The following is a 16,565-nucleotide window of genomic DNA, read 5'->3' on the forward strand; positions in this document are numbered from 1 at the left end:
CGCAGCCGGGCCTTACTCAAGACACGCAGGAGCAAGTGGTGATCGAAGAGACCCTCCTCGAGGCCGAGGAGAAGATGGAGAAGGCCGTCGTGGTCGCCAAGGAGGACTTCGCCGCGATCCGCACCGGCCGTGCGCACCCGGCGATGTTCAACAAGATCGTGGCCGACTACTACGGTGCCCCGACGCCGATCAACCAGCTGGCCTCGTTCTCCGTGCCGGAGCCGCGCATGGCGGTCGTGACCCCGTTCGACAAGAGCGCGCTGCGCAACATCGAGCAGGCGATCCGCGACTCCGACCTGGGAGTCAACCCCAGCAACGACGGCAACATCATCCGGGTGGTGTTCCCCGAGCTGACCGAGGAGCGCCGCCGCGAGTACATCAAGGTCGCCAAGGGCAAGGGTGAGGACGCCAAGGTCTCCATCCGCTCGGTGCGGCGCAAGGCCAAGGACGCCATCGACAAGATGATCAAGGATGGCGAGATCGGCGAGGACGAGGGCCGCCGTGCGGAGAAGGAGCTCGACGACCTGACGGCGAAGTACGTCGCGCAGGTGGACGAGCTTCTGAAGCACAAGGAGTCGGAGCTGCTCGAAGTCTGATGAGCGACTCTTCCTGGGGGGCGCCGCCACAGGGCGGGCAGGCCGGGTACTGGGGGCCCACCGCGGGTGGGCCTGTCCAGGGGGCTGCCCCGGCGGGTCCCACGTACGATGCGCCTGAGGCGCAGCAGACTCGCCCCATGCCCGTCGTGCCCGACCTGTCCGCGCAGGGCGCCGACCAGGACGAGGACCGGGGAGCCGCTCGGCTGAGCGGCCCCCTGTTCCGGGACGGACCGCAGTACACACCGCAGTACGACGCGCAGTACGAGACGCGGCGCCGGCCCGAGGTGCCGCACCCGACCCAGAATCCGGAGCCCATGTCCGACGCCCCGCAGCCGGCGCCAGCGCCGCAGAAGAAGAGCGCGGGCCGTGACTTGGGCGCGGCCATAGGGGTCGGGGTCGGGCTCGGCGTGGTGATCATCGCGTCCCTGTTCGTCTACAAGGCGGCGTTCGTCGGCGTCGTCGCGATCGCGGTCGTGGTCGGCCTGTGGGAGCTGACCAGCAGGCTGCAGGAGCGCAAGGACATCAAGGCGCCGCTGGTGCCGCTCGCGGTCGGCGGGGCGGCGATGGTGGTCGCCGGGTACGTGCGCGGAGCCGAGGGCGCCTGGGTGGCCATGGCGCTCACCGCGCTCGCGGTCCTGGTCTGGCGCATGACGGAACCACCGGAGGGCTACCTCAAGGACGTCACGGCCGGTGTCTTCGCCGCGTTCTACGTGCCCTTCCTGGCCACGTTCGTCGCGATGATGCTCACCGCCGACGACGGCCCCTGGCGGGTGCTGACCTTCCTGCTCCTGACCGTCGTCAGCGACACCGGTGCGTACGCCGTCGGCTGGCGCTTCGGCAAGAACAAGCTCGCCCCGCGCATCAGCCCCGGCAAGACCCGCGAGGGCCTCGTGGGCGCGGTGCTGTTCGCGATGGTCGCGGGCGCGCTGTGCATGCAGTTCCTGATCGACGACGGCACCTGGTGGCAGGGCCTGCTGCTGGGCCTCGCGGTCGCCGCCAGCGCCACCCTGGGCGACCTCGGCGAGTCCATGATCAAGCGGGACCTCGGCATCAAGGACATGGGCACCCTGCTCCCCGGCCACGGCGGCATCATGGACCGTCTGGACTCCCTGCTGCCCACGGCTCCGGTGGTCTGGCTGCTGATGGTGATCTTCGTCGGTTCGGCCTGACCGACGACCTGCCGCAACGGCTGGGCGCCGCATCACCACCACGTCCCCCCTCCGCCACCGGGCTGGAACCGGTGGCACCAAAGCGAAGGCCCCGGAAGTGTCCGGGGCCTTCGATGTTTGAGGGCGCTGCCGTGTCAGCCGTTGCGGCCCGCGACGGGGGTGTGGCTGCCGGCGCAGGTGGTGGGCCGGTTGCCGTTGACCCGGGAGGAGACCAGGATGACGCTGCCGCCGGCGTTGAGGACGCCGCCAGAGGCGACGGCGGCCATGTTGTTGTTGACGTTGCTGGACACGAGGACAACGGGCAGTGGCGACTCGGCCGGGGCGCGCGACCCCATCGGCTGGGCCCTCCCTGGGCCGTACGAGGCGCTCGGTGCCGGCCCGGCGGCGACCGCCGACGACAGTCGTGGCGGGCGACGCCCGCAGGTCACCCATTTGGATCTGCGACACTGGTAGCGCCATGCCTAAGCCCGGAGAACTCATCTTTGTCGCGCCGCGCGGAGCCAAGAAGCCGCCGCGGCACCTTGCCGACCTCACGCCTGCCGAGCGCAAGGACGCGGTGGCCGGGATCGGTGAGAAGCCGTTCCGTGCCAAGCAGCTCTCGCAGCACTACTTCGCGCGGTACGCGCACGACCCGGAGCAGTGGACCGACATCCCCGCCGGCTCCCGGGAGAAGCTGCGCGAGGCGCTGTTCCCGGAGCTGATGACCGTCGTCCGGCATCTGTCGACGGACCAGGGGACCACCCGCAAGACGCTGTGGCGGCTGTTCGACGGGACGCTCGTCGAGTCCGTGCTGATGCGGTACCCGGACCGGGTCACCATGTGCATCAGCTCGCAGGCCGGCTGCGGCATGAACTGCCCGTTCTGCGCCACGGGACAGGCGGGGCTCGACCGCAACCTGTCCACCGCCGAGATCGTCCACCAGATCGTCGACGGGATGCGGGCGCTGAGGGACGGAGAGGTGCCCGGTGGGCCCTCCCGGCTGTCCAACATCGTCTTCATGGGCATGGGCGAGCCGCTCGCCAACTACAAGCGCGTCGTCGGAGCCATCCGGGCGCTCACCGATCCGGCCCCGGACGGGCTCGGGCTGTCGCAGCGCGGGATCACCGTCTCGACCGTCGGCCTGGTGCCGGCCATCCACCGGTTCGCCGACGAGGGCTTCAAGTGCCGGCTCGCGATCTCCCTGCACGCCCCCGACGACGAGCTGCGCGACACCCTCGTCCCGGTGAACACGCGCTGGAAGGTGCGCGAGGTGCTGGACGCCGGGTTCGAGTACGTCGAGAAGTCGGGCCGCCGGCTGTCCATCGAGTACGCCCTGATCCGGGACATCAACGACCAGGCCTGGCGCGGTGACCGGCTCGGCCGGCTGCTCAGGGGCAAGCCCGTGCACGTCAACCTCATCCCGCTGAACCCGACTCCGGGCTCCAAGTGGACCGCCTCCCGCCCGGAGGACGAGAAGGCGTTCGTCGAGGCCATCGCCGCCCACGGTGTACCCGTCACGATCCGGGACACCCGTGGGCAGGAGATCGACGGGGCCTGTGGTCAGCTCGCCGCCACCGAGCGATAGTCTGAGCCGGTCGGCACAACTTCATATCAGCCATACAACCGGATACCGGTTGCACATCTGCATATTTCCGACAGGGGAGCGCCACAGCGCTGAGAGTGCGGCAACCGGCCGCAGACCCTCTGAACCTCGCCCAGGTCATTCTGGGTAGGAAGTTCGGTCACCACTCAAGCTGTTGCGCCCTGCCCGGCCTCCCTCAGGAGCCCGGGCGGGGCCGCGTCTCTTCCTGGCCAACCCCAGGAGGACATCCAGTGCACCACAAGACCTTCGTGGCCGTGGCGGTCGGGCTCGGCCTGATCGGCCTGTCCGCGTGCGGGTCGGGCGACGCCAGGTCGTCCGCGGACTCCCATACCGTGACCCTCGTCAGCCACGACTCGTGGGCCGTCTCCAAGAGCGTGCTCCGGGACTTCGAGAAGCAGTCCGGGTACAAGGTAAGGGTCCTCAACGACGGCGACGCCGGACAGGCCGTCAACAAGGCGATCCTGACCAAGGACAACCCGCAGGGCGACGTCTTCTTCGGCGTCGACAACACCCTGTTGTCCCGGGCCCTCGACAACGGCCTGTTCCAGTCGTACACGGCCAAGGGGCTCGACAAGGTCGGCGCCCAGTACCAGCTCGACAAGGACAGGCACCGGGTCACGCCCATCGACTACGGCGACATCTGCGTCAACTACGACAAGGCCTACTTCAGCAAGCACGGCCTGACCCCGCCGCAGTCCTTCGCCGACCTGGCCAAGCCCCAGTACAAGAACCTCCTCGTCACCGAGAACGCGGCCACCTCCTCACCTGGCCTCGGCTTCCTGCTGGGCAGCGCCGCGCAGTTCGGGGACGGCAAGTGGCAGGACTACTGGAAGAAGCTCAAGGCCAACGGCGTCAAGGTCGTCGACGGCTGGGAGCAGGCCTACGACCAGGAGTTCTCGGGTTCCTCGGGGGGCAGGAAGGCCGGCGGTGACCGGCCTCTCGTCGTGTCGTACGCCTCCTCCCCGCCCGCCGAGGTGATCTACGCCAAGAAGCGGCCCAGCACCGCCCCGACGGGCGTCGCCGAGGGCACCTGCTTCCGGCAGATCGAGTTCGCCGGACTGCTGAGCAACGCCGGCAACCCCAAGGGCGCCAAGGCCTTCATCGACTTCCTGGTCTCCAGGGAGTTCCAGGAGGACATGCCGCTGAACATGTTCGTCTACCCGGTGGTGGCGGGCGCCAAGGTGCCCGCGGAGTTCACGCGGTTCGGGCCGGCCGCCCGGCACCCCGAGACCATGGACCCCGGCAAGATCGCCGCCAACCGTGATCAGTGGGTCAAGTCGTGGACGTCGCTGGTACTGAAGTAACCGCCCGCGGGCGGGACCTGCGCGGGAGCGCGGCGCGGCTGGGGCTGATGGCCCTGCCCGTCGCGTTCTTCGCCGTGTTCTTCGCCTGGCCCGTGGCCGCGATCGTCGCACGCGGGCTGAAGACGGACGGCACCTGGCACCTCGGGCGCATCGCGGACGTCGTCGCACAGCCGGACATCCGGCACGTGCTGTGGTTCACCACCTGGCAGGCGCTCGCCTCCACCGCACTCACCCTGCTGCTCGCGCTGCCCGCCGCCTACGTCTTCGCCCGCCTCGAATTCCCGGGCAAGCAGCTGCTGCGGGCCGTCGTCACCGTCCCGTTCGTGCTGCCGACCGTCGTCGCCGGCAGCGCCTTCCTCGCCCTGCTCGGGCACGGCGGGCTGCTCGACCAGCTGTGGGGCGTACGTCTCGACACCACGGTGTGGGCGATCTTGCTGGCCCACGTCTTCTTCAACTACGCGGTCGTCGTACGGACCGTCGGCGGGCTGTGGGCCCAGCTCGACCCCCGGCAGGAGGAGGCCGCACGGATGCTCGGCGCCTCCCCGCAGAGCGCCTGGCGGAAGGTCACCCTGCCCGCCCTGGCACCCGCGGTGGCCGCCGCCTCGCTGATGGTGTTCCTGTTCACCTTCACCTCCTTCGGCGTGGTCCAGATCCTCGGCGGCCCCACCTTCTCCACGCTCGAAGTGGAGATCTACCGGCAGACCTCCGAGGTCTTCGACCTGTCCACGGCCGCGGTCCTCACCCTCGTCCAGTTCTTCGCGGTGGGCGCGATCCTCGTCGTGCACGCCTGGACGGTACGGCGCCGGGAGACCGCGCTGCGCCTGGTCGACGCCCGGGCGGTCGCCCGGCGCCCGCGCGGTGCCGGACAGCGGGCGCTGCTCGCCGCCGTCCTCGCCACCGTCGCGCTGCTGCTGGTGCTGCCGCTCGCCGTGCTCGTCCGCCGCTCCCTCGACGCGCCGGACCTCGGGTACTACCGGGCACTGACGCACGCGGACGGCGGGACGTTCCTGGTCGCGCCCGTGCACGCCGTGTGGACCTCGCTGCAGTACGCCGCCGCCGCCACCGCCATCGCGGTGGTGATCGGCGGGCTCGCCGCCGCGGCGCTGGCCCGGCGGGACGCCGGACGGCTGGTGCGGGGCTTCGACGCACTGCTGATGCTGCCGCTCGGCGTGTCCGCCGTGACCGTCGGCTTCGGCTTCCTCATCGCGCTCGATAGACCACCGCTGGACCTGCGCCAGTCGTGGATCCTGGTGCCGCTCGCGCAGGCACTGGTCGGCGCCCCCTTCGTCGTACGGACCATGCTGCCGGTGCTGCGCGCGGTGGACGGACGGCTCCGCGAGGCGGCCGCCGTGCTCGGCGCCTCGCCCTGGCGCGTGTGGCGGGAGGTGGACCTGCCGATGGTGCGCCGGGCGCTGCTCGTCGCGGCCGGTTTCGCGTTCGCCGTCTCGCTCGGCGAGTTCGGCGCGACCGTGTTCATCGCCCGCCCCGACAACCCGACGCTCCCGGTCGCCGTGGCCCGGCTGCTGAGCCGCCCGGGGGACCTCAACTACGGCCAGGCGATGGCCCTTTCGACCATTCTGATGGTGGTGTGCGCCGCCGCGCTGCTGCTCCTGGAGCGGCTGCGTACCGACCGGACGGGGGAGTTCTGATGCTGCTGGGCCTGGATGCCGCGACCGTGCGCTTCGGCGGGCGGCCCGTGCTCGACGCCGTCGACCTGGAGGTCGCCGAGCACGAGGTGGTGTGCGTGCTCGGGCCCAGCGGCAGCGGCAAGTCGACGCTGCTGCGCGCGGTCGCGGGACTGCAGCCCCTCGACTCCGGGCGGGTGCTGCTCGCCGGGCGCGACCAGAACGGTGTGCCCGCGCACCGGCGGGGCGTCGGCCTGATGTTCCAGGACCACCAGCTGTTCCCGCAGCGTGACGTCGGCGCCAACGTGGCCTTCGGTCTGCGGATGCACGGCACGGCCAGGCGCGAACGGGACGCCGAGGTCGCGCAGTTGCTGGAGCTGGTCGGCCTGCCCGGCGCCGCCCGGCGCGCCGTGGCCGGCCTGTCCGGCGGCGAGCAGCAGCGCGTGGCCCTCGCCCGCGCGCTCGCGCCCCGGCCCCGGCTGCTCATGCTGGACGAGCCGCTCGGGCAGCTCGACCGCTCGCTACGGGAACGCCTGGTGGTCGAACTCCGTGAGCTGTTCGGCCGACTGGGCACGACCGTGCTGGCCGTCACCCACGACCAGGGCGAGGCGTTCGCGCTGGCCGACCGGGTGGTGGTGATGCGCGACGGGCGGATCGCCCAGTCCGGTTCGCCCCTGGAGGTCTGGCAGCGGCCCGCCGACTCGTTCGTGGCCCGCTTCCTCGGCTTCGACAACGTGGTCCCGGTGACCGTCGCCGGGACGGCCGCCGACAGTCCCTGGGGCAAGCTGCCGGTACCCGACGGCGCCCCGCAGGGCAGCCGCGAGCTCCTGGTCCGGCCCGCCGGGGTCCGGCTCGTGGCGGCCGACGCCGGTCTGCGCTGCACGGTGACCGCCCGCACCTTCAAGGGCACCCATGTGGCGGTCCACCTCCAGCCCCAGGACGCCCCGCGGCTGGAGGCGGCCTGCGCACTGCGGGACGCGCCGGAGGTCGGCGCCGAGGTGGGTGCGGAGTTCGACGCGGCCGAAATCGCCGTGCTCGGCTGATCACCGGCCTCTAGGGTTGCGGCATGACTTTGCTTGCGCATGACCGATACTGCGACGAAATCGCCCACCAGGTAGGTCAGTTGAGGTCGGTGGTGACCTCCGGCGCCGATCTGTCCGCGACCGTGCCCACCTGTCCCGACTGGTCGCTGGAGGATCTCGTACGACACATGGGGGGTGCCCTGCGCTGGGTGGACGCCCTGGTACGCGGCCGGGCACAGGAGAACATCCCGTTCGAGCAGATCCCGCTGGCCGGGGGTCCGGAGAAGCGGGGCGACGCCGCGGTCCTGGACGCGTGGCTGGCGGAGACCGGCGAGCTGGTCGTCGGCGCGCTGCGCGAGGCGGGTCCGGACACCGGGGTGTGGGCGTGGTCCGGGGTGCACACCTCGGGCTTCTGGGCCCGGCGGATGGCTCACGAGATCACCATCCACCGCGCGGACGCCACGCTCGCCGCCGGACTGCCCTACGAGGTCGCTCCGGACATCGCGGCCGACGCCCTCGACGAGTGGCTGCAGCTGGTGGAGTGGGTGCGGCGCACCGGGGCCCGCGCGTGGGCCGAGGAACTGCGCGTGCCCGGCCGCAGCATCCATCTGCACGCCACCGACGCCGACCCGGCGCTGAACGCCGAGTGGCTGGTCGAGCTGGGCGAGGACGGCGTCACCTGGCGGCGCGGGCACGAGAAGGCCACGGTCGCCCTGCGCGGCCCGCTCACCTCCGTGCTGCTGGCCTTCTACCGCCGGCTGCCGACGGACAGCCCCGGGCTGGAGGTCCTCGGCGAGCGTGAACTGCTGGAGTCCTGGCTGGAGGCGACCGACTTCGGCTGACGCACGACGGCGGCCCGTCCCCTGGGGATAGGGGGACGGGCCGCCGCGGTGTGCCGGGGGTGTGGCGTCAGCCGTTGTCGCGGGCCCCGCGACGGCGCATGCCGAAGAAGACCGCGCCGCCGCCGACGACGACCAGCGCGCCCGCGATGCCGGCGATCAGCGGCGTGTTGGAGTTCGCACCGGTCTCGGCGAGGTTCGAGTCACCGGCCGCCGGGGACGGCGCGTTGCCCGACGTGGTCGCCGGGGCGCTGCTGGACGCGGAGGCCGACGGAGTCGGGGTCGCCGACTCGGCCGGGGCGGACTTGGTCGGGGACGGCGACGTCTTGCTGCTGGGCGGCGGCGTCGGGGCGTCGGTCTTGCAGGCCGTGGCCGAGGTGACCAGGTTCGGCGTGATGGACTGGTCGAAGTTGAAGTGGCCGCTGTCGACCTTGACCTCGATGCGGTAGGTGGTGTTGGCCTTCCAGTCCAGGTCGATGGGGGTCTTCGTGCCCTTGGCGGAGCCCGTCACGTCCCCTTCGGCGACCTTCGTCTCGACAGCGTCGTTCTTCTCGAACACGGTGACGTGAGCGGTGGTCTTGGACGAGTCCTTGTCGGTGACGACGATCTGGCCCTTGCCACTCGTGCAGACGGCTTCGGCCGTGAAGTCACCGATCTTGCATGCGAACGCGGAGCCGGACAGACCGAGCACCACGGCGGCAGAGGCGGAGGCGACACCCAGGATGCGCACGGAACGGCGTGCGCTGCGGCGAGTTATGGACACGTTTGTCCTTTACAGAGTGCATAACTGCGGGGGGTTGCAGGGGGATTGGGGCGACGGACGAGGTGAGGCCCCAGCACCCCCTAGAGGCTCACAGGTTTATAAGCGCTCCGTAAGAAGTGTCAATGCATATGCCGCCAACGACCGTTGACTTTACCCGCTTATTAACCACCCAGACGTTTGATCGCCTCCGGGGCCTGCTCGATCCGGTCAACGAGGGTGATTCGGGACTCCATTGACCGTCCCTCGGCAAGGGCCCTGAGCAGGGGCCAGACCGGCAGGTCCCGGGTCCAGTGCTCCCGGTCCACGAGCACCATCGGCGTCGGCTCGCCCCGCGACTCGTAGTAGTTCGGCGTCGCGTTGTCGAAGACCTCCTGCACGGTCCCGGCGGCGCCCGGCAGGAACACCACCCCGGCGGTGGAGCGGGCCAGCAGGCCGTCCTCGCGGGTGGCGTTGGCGAAGTACTTGGCGATGTGCGCGGCGAAGGCGTTCGGCGGCTCGTGGCCGTAGAACCAGGTGGGGATGCCCACCGACTCGCCGCCGCCGGGCCAGCGTTCGCGCACCTCGAAGGCCGCCCGCACCCAGTCCGTGACCGAGGGCCGGAACGAGGGCGCCTTGGCGAGGAGCTGGAGCGCCTCACCGAGCATGGCGTCAGCGAAGGGAGCGGCGTACGCGCCGAGGTTCGCCGCCTCCATGGCGCCCGGACCACCGCCGGTGGCGACCGTGAACCCGGCGCGGGCGAGTTCCCGGCCGAGGCGCGCGGCGCCCGCGTACCCGGCGGTGCCGCGCTCCATGGCGTGGCCGCCCATGACCCCCACCACCCGTGCGCCGACGAGGAGTTCGTCCAGCGCGTCGGAGACGGCGTCGTCGTGGACGGAGCGGAGCATCGAGGCGAAGACGTCGCCGTCGGCGGTCGTGCGCCGGAACCAGTCGAGGGCGCGCGCGTCCGGAGTCGCCTCGTAGCCGTCCTCCAGCGACTCGAACAACTCGTCGGGCGTGTAGGCGAAGGCCCGGTACGGGTCGAAGGGGAGGCCCGGGATCGGCGGGAACACCAGGGCGCCCGCCGAGCGGACGTGGGCGGCGGCCTCGGGGGCCATCGGGCAGCCGAGGAACACCGCGCCGTCGGTGTCGAGGCCGAGCAGCACGTCGGTACGGGCCGTCAGATCCACGGCCTGGAAGCGGTATCGGGCCAGCGAGCCGTGCCCGGCGACCACCTCGTCGAACTCGGCGAGCGACTCGATCTCGCGGTCACGGGCGGCACGGTGCGGCTGGGCGGGTGTCGGATGCACCCGTCCATGCTAGGCACGGATGTTCGGACGGGCGGGGTCAGCCCTCGATCGCGGACGGGTCCATCCAGACGACCTCCCACGTGTGCCCGTCGAGGTCGTCGAAGGAACGGCCGTACATGAAGCCGTGGTCCTGGGTCTCGCCGCTCTCCGTGCCGCCCGCGGCGAGGGCCTTGCCGACCAGCTCGTCGACCTTCGCGCGGCTCTCGGCGCTCAGGCAGATCAGCACCTCGCTCGTCGCCGTGGCGTCGGCGATCTGCTTCTTGGTGAACGTCGCGTAGAACGGCTTGGTGAGCAGCATCGCGACGATGGTGTCGCTGATCACCACGGAGGCGGCCTTCTCGTCGCTGAACTGCGGGTTGATCGAGTAGCCCAGGTCCGTGAAGAACTTCTTCGAGGCGTCGAGGTCGTTCACGGGCAGGTTCACGAAGATCATCTGCTGGTACACGGGTGTCTCCCGGTTCATGGTCCGAATCGTTCGCCGGGGTAGACGCCGGGCCGCGGCGAAACTCATCGGTGGCCCGGGACTTCCTTCTCCCCGGTCTCTCAGCGCACGAGCGGAAGTGCCGCCAGTACGGCGATCCCGAGCGTGAGCGGCCCGAACAGGGCCAGCAGGGCGGCCGCGCGGAGGGCCGCGGCACCGCGCAGCATCGCGGCCGGCGCGCCGAGACGGAGCAGGGCCGCGGTGGTCTCGGCGCGGCACTGGCGGGTCTCGACGGCCGCGGTCAGCAGGGTCGCGACCGTGCAGCCGACGACGACGAACGCGCCGAGGGTGCGCAGCGGGCCGAAGGAGGGCGCGGGGTCGTCGTACAGCGCGGTCATGGCGTAGCCGGCGGATGCGACGGCGCACACCACGCCGAGGGGGCGGCCGATCCGGCCGGCCTCGGCCATGAGCCCCCGGCCCGCGAGCAGCCGGAGGGCGCCGGGCCGGACGGCCTGCAGCAGGAGGCCGCAGAGGTGGGTGAGGCCCGGGGCGGCCACGACGAGGCCGACGGCGGTCAGGAGCCAGCCGAGGAGCACGGTGAGCGCCTGCCCGGGGAGGGCGGTGAGGGCCGGCGGGCGCGCGTCGTCGCCGGCGTAGGCCTGCGCCGCCAGGCCCGCGGCGAGGAGGGCGATGCCCCAGGGGAGGCCGGTGGGGGCCTCGCGGGGGACGGGGACGGGCTCGGCCCGCTCCTGGGCGGGGGCGTCGGCCTCGGCCGGGTCGACCGGGGCCGGCGGGCTGCCGTCGTCCGCGGACCGGCGGCCGGCGGTGGGCTGCCGGCCGAACCGCGCCCCGAACCTGCCGTACGCCCCGAAGGTCTCCCGGGCGGCCGGGTCGCCGTACGCCCCGAAGCGGCCGTACCTGCGGGTGGGGCGCGCCGGGCGGGGGTCTCTCGGGCGCAGGGCGAGGGCCACCGCGCCCGAGGCGAGCGCCGGGAGGAGGATCAGCAGGGTCAGGGCCGCCGGCAGGGGGAGCGGCTTGCCCGCGGCCAGGAAGCGCGACGCCGCGCCGTCGAAGGGCACGCCCGTCAGGTCGCCGCGCAGGTGGAGGAAGAGCAGCAGGGCCAGCAGCGAGCCCAGGGTGGTGGACAGCGCCGTGGTCAGCGCCGAGATCGCCATCATGCGGCCGGGGCCGAGGCCGAGCGCGGACAGACCGGTGCGCGGGCGGGTCCCGGGGTCGGTGCGGGCGACCGCGAGCGCGAAGTAGACCGTGGCGGCGACCGGCACCACGCACCAGCCCAGCCGCAGCGCGGCGGCGTCCGCGGCCTCGGGGTGGTTCAGGGCGTAGCCGAGGCAGGAGAGCAGGAGGAAGCCGGTGGCCGCCGAGGCCGCGGTGACCAGCAGGCGGCGCAGCTGGACGGCGGGCCGGGCCGCGCGGGTCAGACGGAGAGCGAGCACGCGGCCCGGCCTTCCGTCTCGGAGACTTCCGGCAGGTGCACGGTCCGCACGCGCCGCCCGTCCAGCAGGTTCACCGTGCGGTCGGCGAGGGCGGCGGTCTCGGCGTCGTGGGTGGCGAGGACGACGGTGATGCCGTGCGAGCGGGCGGCCGTGGTGAGGGTCCGCAGCACGTGCGCGCGGTCGGCGCGGTGCAGCGGGGCCGTCGGCTCGTCCGCGAACAGGACGGTGGGGGCCGCGGCCAGGGCCCGCGCGATCGAGACGCGCTGGCGTTCGGCCTGCTGCAGCTGGTGCGGGCGCCTGCGCGACAGCTCGCCGACGTCCAGCCGCTCCAGCCACTCCAGCGCGGTGGTCTTGGCCCGGCGGCGGCCGGTGCCGCGCAGCATCAGCGGGAGCGCCGCGTTCTCCCAGACGTTCAGCTCGGGGACCAGGACCGGCTCGGGGTCGATCCAGCCGAAGCGGTCCCGGCGCAGCCGCTCGCGGCGCATGGGACCGAGGGTGTGCATGGGCGCGCTGTTGAACCACACCTCGCCGTCCCTGACCTGCGCCAGGCCGGACAGGCAGCGCAGCAGGGTGGTCTTGCCGCTGCCTCGGGGACCGCTGACGGCGAGGATCTCGCCCTCCCGCACACCGAGTGAGATCCCGGTGAGCCCGGGCGACCCGTCGGGGTGCGTGAAGTGCAGGGAGCGTGCCCAGAGCACGTCGTTGTCCGGCGGGGCCTCCATGGGCGTACACCTCGGTTCTGATCCGTTTTCCCGTGTCCGATCCCCCGTACGGGGGAACGAAGGCTGGGCCGATCGGTCACTGGAACGCTAGGCAGCCGCCGCCGGGAGGCCGGACAGCACACGGCCCCGGGCCGCCGTTCTCACTCGAACGGACGGCACCGGGGCCGGGTCGGTCATCCGGTCGGATGATCAGAGCTTCGTCCACGCCTCCGAGAGGGTGGCGCGCAGGATCTGCTCGATCTCGTCGAAGGTCTCCTGGTTGGAGATCAGCGGCGGGGCGAGCTGGACGACCGGGTCGCCGCGGTCGTCGGCACGGCAGTACAGGCCGTTGTCGAACAGGGCCTTGGAGAGGAAGCCGTACAGGACGCGCTCGGTCTCCTCGTCGTTGAAGGACTCCTTGGTGTGCTTGTCCTTCACCAGCTCGATGCCGTAGAAGAAGCCGTTGCCGCGGACGTCGCCGACGATCGGCAGGTCGTGCAGCTTCTGCAGGGTCTGCAGGAAGGCGCCCTCGTTGTCCAGGACGTGCTGGTTGAGGCCCTCGCGCTCGAACAGGTCGAGGTTGGCGAGTCCCACCGCCGCGGAGACCGGGTGGCCGCCGAAGGTGTAGCCGTGCAGGAAGGTGTTGTCGCCCTTGTAGAAGGGCTCGGCGAGCCGGTCGGAGATGATGCAGGCGCCGATCGGGGAGTAGCCCGAGGTCATGCCCTTGGCGCAGGTGATCATGTCCGGGACGTAGCCGAACTTGTCGCAGGCGAACATCGTGCCGAGGCGGCCGAAGGCGCAGATGACCTCGTCCGAGACGAGCAGTACGTCGTACTGGTCGCAGATCTCGCGCACGCGCTGGAAGTAGCCGGGCGGCGGCGGGAAGCAGCCGCCGGCGTTCTGCACCGGCTCCAGGAAGACCGCGGCGACGGTGTCCGGGCCCTCGAACAGGATCTGCTGCTCGATCTGGTCGGCGGCCCAGCGGCCGAAGGCCTCCGGGTCGTCACCGAAGATCGGCGCGCGGTAGATGTTGGTGTTCGGCACCTTGTGCGCGCCCGGGACGAGCGGCTCGAACGGCGCCTTCAGGCTGGGCAGACCCGTGATGGACAGGGCGCCCTGCGGGGTGCCGTGGTAGGCGACCGCACGCGAGATGACCTTGTGCTTGGTGGGCTTGCCGACCAGCTTGAAGTACTGCTTGGCGAGCTTCCAGGCGGTCTCGACGGCCTCGCCGCCGCCGGTGGTGAAGAAGACCTTGTTCAGGTCGCCCGGGGCGTGGTCGGCCAGGCGCTCGGCCAGCTCCACGGCCTTGGGGTGGGCGTAGGACCACACCGGGAAGAACGCGAGCTCCTGGGCCTGCTTGAAGGCGGTCTCGGCGAGTTCCGTGCGGCCGTGACCGGCCTGGACCACGAACAGACCGGCGAGACCGTCGAGGTAGCGCTTGCCCTTGTCGTCGTAGATGTAGGTGCCCTCGCCCCGGACGATCGTCGGGACGGGGGAGTTCTCGTACGAGGACATGCGGGTGAAGTGCATCCACAGGTGGTCGTACGCGGTGCGGCTGAGGTCCTTCTGGGTCACGGTTATCGGGTTCCCCACATGTAGGTCTGCTTCTTGAGCTTGAGGTAGACGAAGCTCTCGGTGGAGCGCACACCCGGCAGCGCCCGGATGCGTTTGTTGATGACGTCCAGCAGGTGGTCGTCGTCCTCGCAGACGATCTCGGCGAGGATGTCGAACGAGCCCGCGGCCATCACCACGTACTCGACTTCCGACATGGCGGTCAGCGCGTCCGCGATCGACTCGACATCGCCCTCGACGTTCACGCCGACCATCGCCTGCCTGCGGAAGCCCACGGTGAGCGGGTCCGTGACGGCGACGATCTGCATCACGCCCTGGTCCAGCAGCTTCTGGACGCGCTGGCGCACGGCCGCCTCGGACAGGCCGACGGCCTTGCCGATCGCGGCGTACGGCCTGCGGCCGTCCTCCTGGAGCTGCTGGATGATGGCGAGGGAGACGGCATCCAGCTGGGGGGTGCCGTTCCTGGACTCGCGGGACGAGTCCCTCTGGTCTGCGCTTCGACTGGCCACGAGCTCACTGTGCACGACGTCTCGATAGTTTCGCAAGGCCGGATCGATGAAATTCGTTGTTTGAGGGATCGAACCTTGCGGATTTCGCAGAACTGGCTGGGACGGGGGTGTTGAAAACGTGGGTGTGCCGATTAGGGTGGGGTGTCTCAGCGTGTGGACAGCCGGATCCGGCTGGACCGGCTGGACAGCTTGAACCCTCGAACCAGATCAGGAGGCCGGCAGTGAGCACCGAGCTGCGTCGTCTGCGCAACTACATCGACGGTGAGTTCCGGGACGCCGCCGACGGACGGACCACCGAGGTGGTCAACCCCGCGACGGGCGAGGCGTACGCGACCGCGCCACTCTCCGGGCAGCCGGACGTGGACGCCGCCATGGAGGCCGCGGCCCGCGCCTTCCCGGCCTGGCGCGACACGACCCCGGCCGAGCGCCAGAAGGCACTCCTGAAGATCGCCGACGCGTTCGAGGAGCGCGCCGAGGAGCTGATCGCGGCCGAGGTGGAGAACACGGGCAAGCCGACCGGGCTGACCCGCTCCGAGGAGATCCCGCCGATGGTCGACCAGATCCGCTTCTTCGCGGGTGCGGCCCGGCTGCTCGAAGGCCGCTCGGCCGGCGAGTACATGGAGGGGATGACCTCGATCGTCCGCCGCGAGCCGGTCGGCGTCTGCGCCCAGGTCGCGCCGTGGAACTACCCGATGATGATGGCCGTGTGGAAGTTCGCCCCGGCGATCGCCGCGGGCAACACGGTGGTGCTGAAGCCGTCCGACACCACCCCGGCCTCCACCGTCCTGATTGCCGACATCATCGGCTCGATCCTCCCCAAGGGCGTCTTCAACGTCATCTGCGGCGACCGCGACACCGGCCGCGCGATGGTCGAGCACCCGACCCCGGCGATGGCCTCCATCACCGGTTCCGTCCGCGCCGGCATCTCGGTCGCCGAGTCCGCCTCCAAGGACGTCAAGCGGGTCCACCTGGAGCTGGGCGGCAAGGCCCCGGTCGTCGTCTTCGAGGACACCGACATCGCCAAGGCCGTCGAGGACATCTCGGTGGCGGGCTTCTTCAACGCCGGCCAGGACTGCACGGCCGCCACCCGCGTCCTCGTCCACGAGGGCATCCACGACGAGTTCGTGGCCGCGCTGGCCAAGGCCGCGTCCGAGACGAAGACCGGCCAGCCGGACGACGAGGACGTGCTCTTCGGCCCGCTGAACAACCCGAACCAGCTCAAGCAGGTCACCGGCTTCATCGAGCGCCTCCCGGCGCACGCGAAGGTCGAGGCGGGCGGCCACCAGGTCGGCGACAAGGGCTACTTCTACGCCCCGACCGTCGTCTCCGGCCTCAAGCAGGACGACGAGATCATCCAGAACGAGGTCTTCGGCCCGGTCATCACCGTCCAGTCCTTCTCGGACGAGGACCAGGCCGTCGAGTGGGCCAACGGCGTCGAGTACGCCCTCGCCTCCTCGGTGTGGACCAAGGACCACTCCCGCGCGATGCGCATGTCCAAGAGGCTCGACTTCGGCTGCGTGTGGATCAACACCCACATCCCGCTGGTCGCCGAGATGCCCCACGGCGGCTTCAAGAAGTCCGGCTACGGCAAAGACCTGTCGGCGTACGGCTTCGAGGACTACACCCGCATCAAGCACGTGATGACGTCGCTCGACGCGTGACGGCCGCGCCCGGCTGAGCACCGGTCACGAAGCGGCCCCGGACGGGACACCTCCCCGTCCG

16 protein-coding genes are annotated in these 16,565 nt (G+C 71.2%); 8 read left to right on the top strand and 8 right to left on the bottom strand.

From position 1 onward, the window contains the following. The first annotated feature begins 38 nt into the window (after positions 1 to 38). On the top strand, positions 39 to 596 hold the full coding sequence (gene frr / locus ACZ7FF_RS23185; RefSeq protein WP_470814152.1) for a ribosome recycling factor: 558 nt from the start codon (positions 39 to 41) through the stop codon (positions 594 to 596). Then, complete coding sequence (locus tag ACZ7FF_RS23190) at positions 596 to 1,765, top strand: phosphatidate cytidylyltransferase (protein WP_470814153.1); 1,170 nt, start codon at positions 596 to 598, stop codon at positions 1,763 to 1,765. Before frr ends, ACZ7FF_RS23190 begins: the two co-directional genes overlap by 1 nt. A 134-nt stretch (positions 1,766 to 1,899) precedes the next feature. Here the strand turns inward: ACZ7FF_RS23190 and ACZ7FF_RS23195 are convergent, their stop codons facing one another. Beyond that, positions 1,900 to 2,100, bottom strand: coding sequence for a hypothetical protein (locus ACZ7FF_RS23195; protein ID WP_470814154.1), 201 nt, complete (start codon positions 2,098 to 2,100; stop codon positions 1,900 to 1,902). A gap of 122 nt (positions 2,101 to 2,222) precedes the next feature. Between ACZ7FF_RS23195 and rlmN the strand changes: the two genes are divergently transcribed. From rlmN to ACZ7FF_RS23220, 5 genes are all read left to right on the top strand, one after another. Then, complete coding sequence (gene rlmN / locus ACZ7FF_RS23200) at positions 2,223 to 3,329, top strand: dual-specificity RNA methyltransferase RlmN (protein WP_470814155.1); 1,107 nt, start codon at positions 2,223 to 2,225, stop codon at positions 3,327 to 3,329. Positions 3,330 to 3,577: 248 nt separating this feature from the next. Continuing rightward, the gene (locus ACZ7FF_RS23205) at positions 3,578 to 4,651 is read left to right on the top strand and encodes a thiamine ABC transporter substrate-binding protein (protein WP_470814156.1); all 1,074 of its coding nucleotides are present in this window, start codon (positions 3,578 to 3,580) and stop codon (positions 4,649 to 4,651) included. 47 nt (positions 4,652 to 4,698) lie between these two features. Beyond that, positions 4,699 to 6,300, top strand: coding sequence for an ABC transporter permease (locus ACZ7FF_RS23210; RefSeq protein WP_470814220.1), 1,602 nt, complete (start codon positions 4,699 to 4,701; stop codon positions 6,298 to 6,300). Next, positions 6,300 to 7,319: an ABC transporter ATP-binding protein gene (locus ACZ7FF_RS23215; protein WP_470814157.1), complete on the top strand. Its 1,020-nt coding sequence runs from the start codon at positions 6,300 to 6,302 to the stop codon at positions 7,317 to 7,319. Before ACZ7FF_RS23210 ends, ACZ7FF_RS23215 begins: the two co-directional genes overlap by 1 nt. A 23-nt stretch (positions 7,320 to 7,342) precedes the next feature. Further along, positions 7,343 to 8,140 (top strand): maleylpyruvate isomerase family mycothiol-dependent enzyme, encoded by a 798-nt coding sequence (locus ACZ7FF_RS23220; RefSeq protein WP_470814158.1) that lies wholly within the window; start codon positions 7,343 to 7,345, stop codon positions 8,138 to 8,140. 67 nt (positions 8,141 to 8,207) lie between these two features. Here ACZ7FF_RS23220 and ACZ7FF_RS23225 read toward each other — a convergent pair whose 3' ends face one another. The 7 genes from ACZ7FF_RS23225 to ACZ7FF_RS23255 all read right to left on the bottom strand — a co-directional run bounded on the left by ACZ7FF_RS23225 (position 8,208) and on the right by ACZ7FF_RS23255 (position 14,858). Continuing rightward, positions 8,208 to 8,900 carry an LAETG motif-containing sortase-dependent surface protein gene (locus tag ACZ7FF_RS23225; protein ID WP_470814159.1) on the bottom strand — a complete coding sequence of 231 codons (693 nt, stop codon included), beginning with the start codon at positions 8,898 to 8,900 and terminating at the stop codon, positions 8,208 to 8,210. Positions 8,901 to 9,061: 161 nt separating this feature from the next. After that, positions 9,062 to 10,186, bottom strand: coding sequence for an LOG family protein (locus ACZ7FF_RS23230; RefSeq protein ID WP_470814160.1), 1,125 nt, complete (start codon positions 10,184 to 10,186; stop codon positions 9,062 to 9,064). A gap of 37 nt (positions 10,187 to 10,223) precedes the next feature. Further along, positions 10,224 to 10,649 carry a VOC family protein gene (locus tag ACZ7FF_RS23235; protein WP_470814161.1) on the bottom strand — a complete coding sequence of 142 codons (426 nt, stop codon included), beginning with the start codon at positions 10,647 to 10,649 and terminating at the stop codon, positions 10,224 to 10,226. An 80-nt stretch (positions 10,650 to 10,729) separates the two neighbouring features. Then, positions 10,730 to 12,061, bottom strand: coding sequence for a hypothetical protein (locus ACZ7FF_RS23240; protein ID WP_470814162.1), 1,332 nt, complete (start codon positions 12,059 to 12,061; stop codon positions 10,730 to 10,732). Then, positions 12,043 to 12,783, bottom strand: coding sequence for an ABC transporter ATP-binding protein (locus ACZ7FF_RS23245; protein WP_470814163.1), 741 nt, complete (start codon positions 12,781 to 12,783; stop codon positions 12,043 to 12,045). The genes ACZ7FF_RS23240 and ACZ7FF_RS23245 overlap by 19 nt, the downstream gene beginning before the upstream one ends. Positions 12,784 to 12,972: 189 nt before the next feature. Beyond that, positions 12,973 to 14,355 carry an aspartate aminotransferase family protein gene (locus ACZ7FF_RS23250; protein WP_470814164.1) on the bottom strand — a complete coding sequence of 461 codons (1,383 nt, stop codon included), beginning with the start codon at positions 14,353 to 14,355 and terminating at the stop codon, positions 12,973 to 12,975. Further along, the gene (locus tag ACZ7FF_RS23255; protein ID WP_470814165.1) at positions 14,340 to 14,858 is read right to left on the bottom strand and encodes an Lrp/AsnC family transcriptional regulator; all 519 of its coding nucleotides are present in this window, start codon (positions 14,856 to 14,858) and stop codon (positions 14,340 to 14,342) included. The genes ACZ7FF_RS23250 and ACZ7FF_RS23255 overlap by 16 nt, the downstream gene beginning before the upstream one ends. A gap of 206 nt (positions 14,859 to 15,064) precedes the next feature. On the opposite strand from ACZ7FF_RS23255, the gene ACZ7FF_RS23260 reads away from it, so the two are divergent. Beyond that, positions 15,065 to 16,504: a gamma-aminobutyraldehyde dehydrogenase gene (locus tag ACZ7FF_RS23260; protein WP_470814166.1), complete on the top strand. Its 1,440-nt coding sequence runs from the start codon at positions 15,065 to 15,067 to the stop codon at positions 16,502 to 16,504. Positions 16,505 to 16,565: the final 61 nt, after the last annotated feature.

This window comes from Streptomyces sp. NPDC037126 (assembly GCF_055605965.1).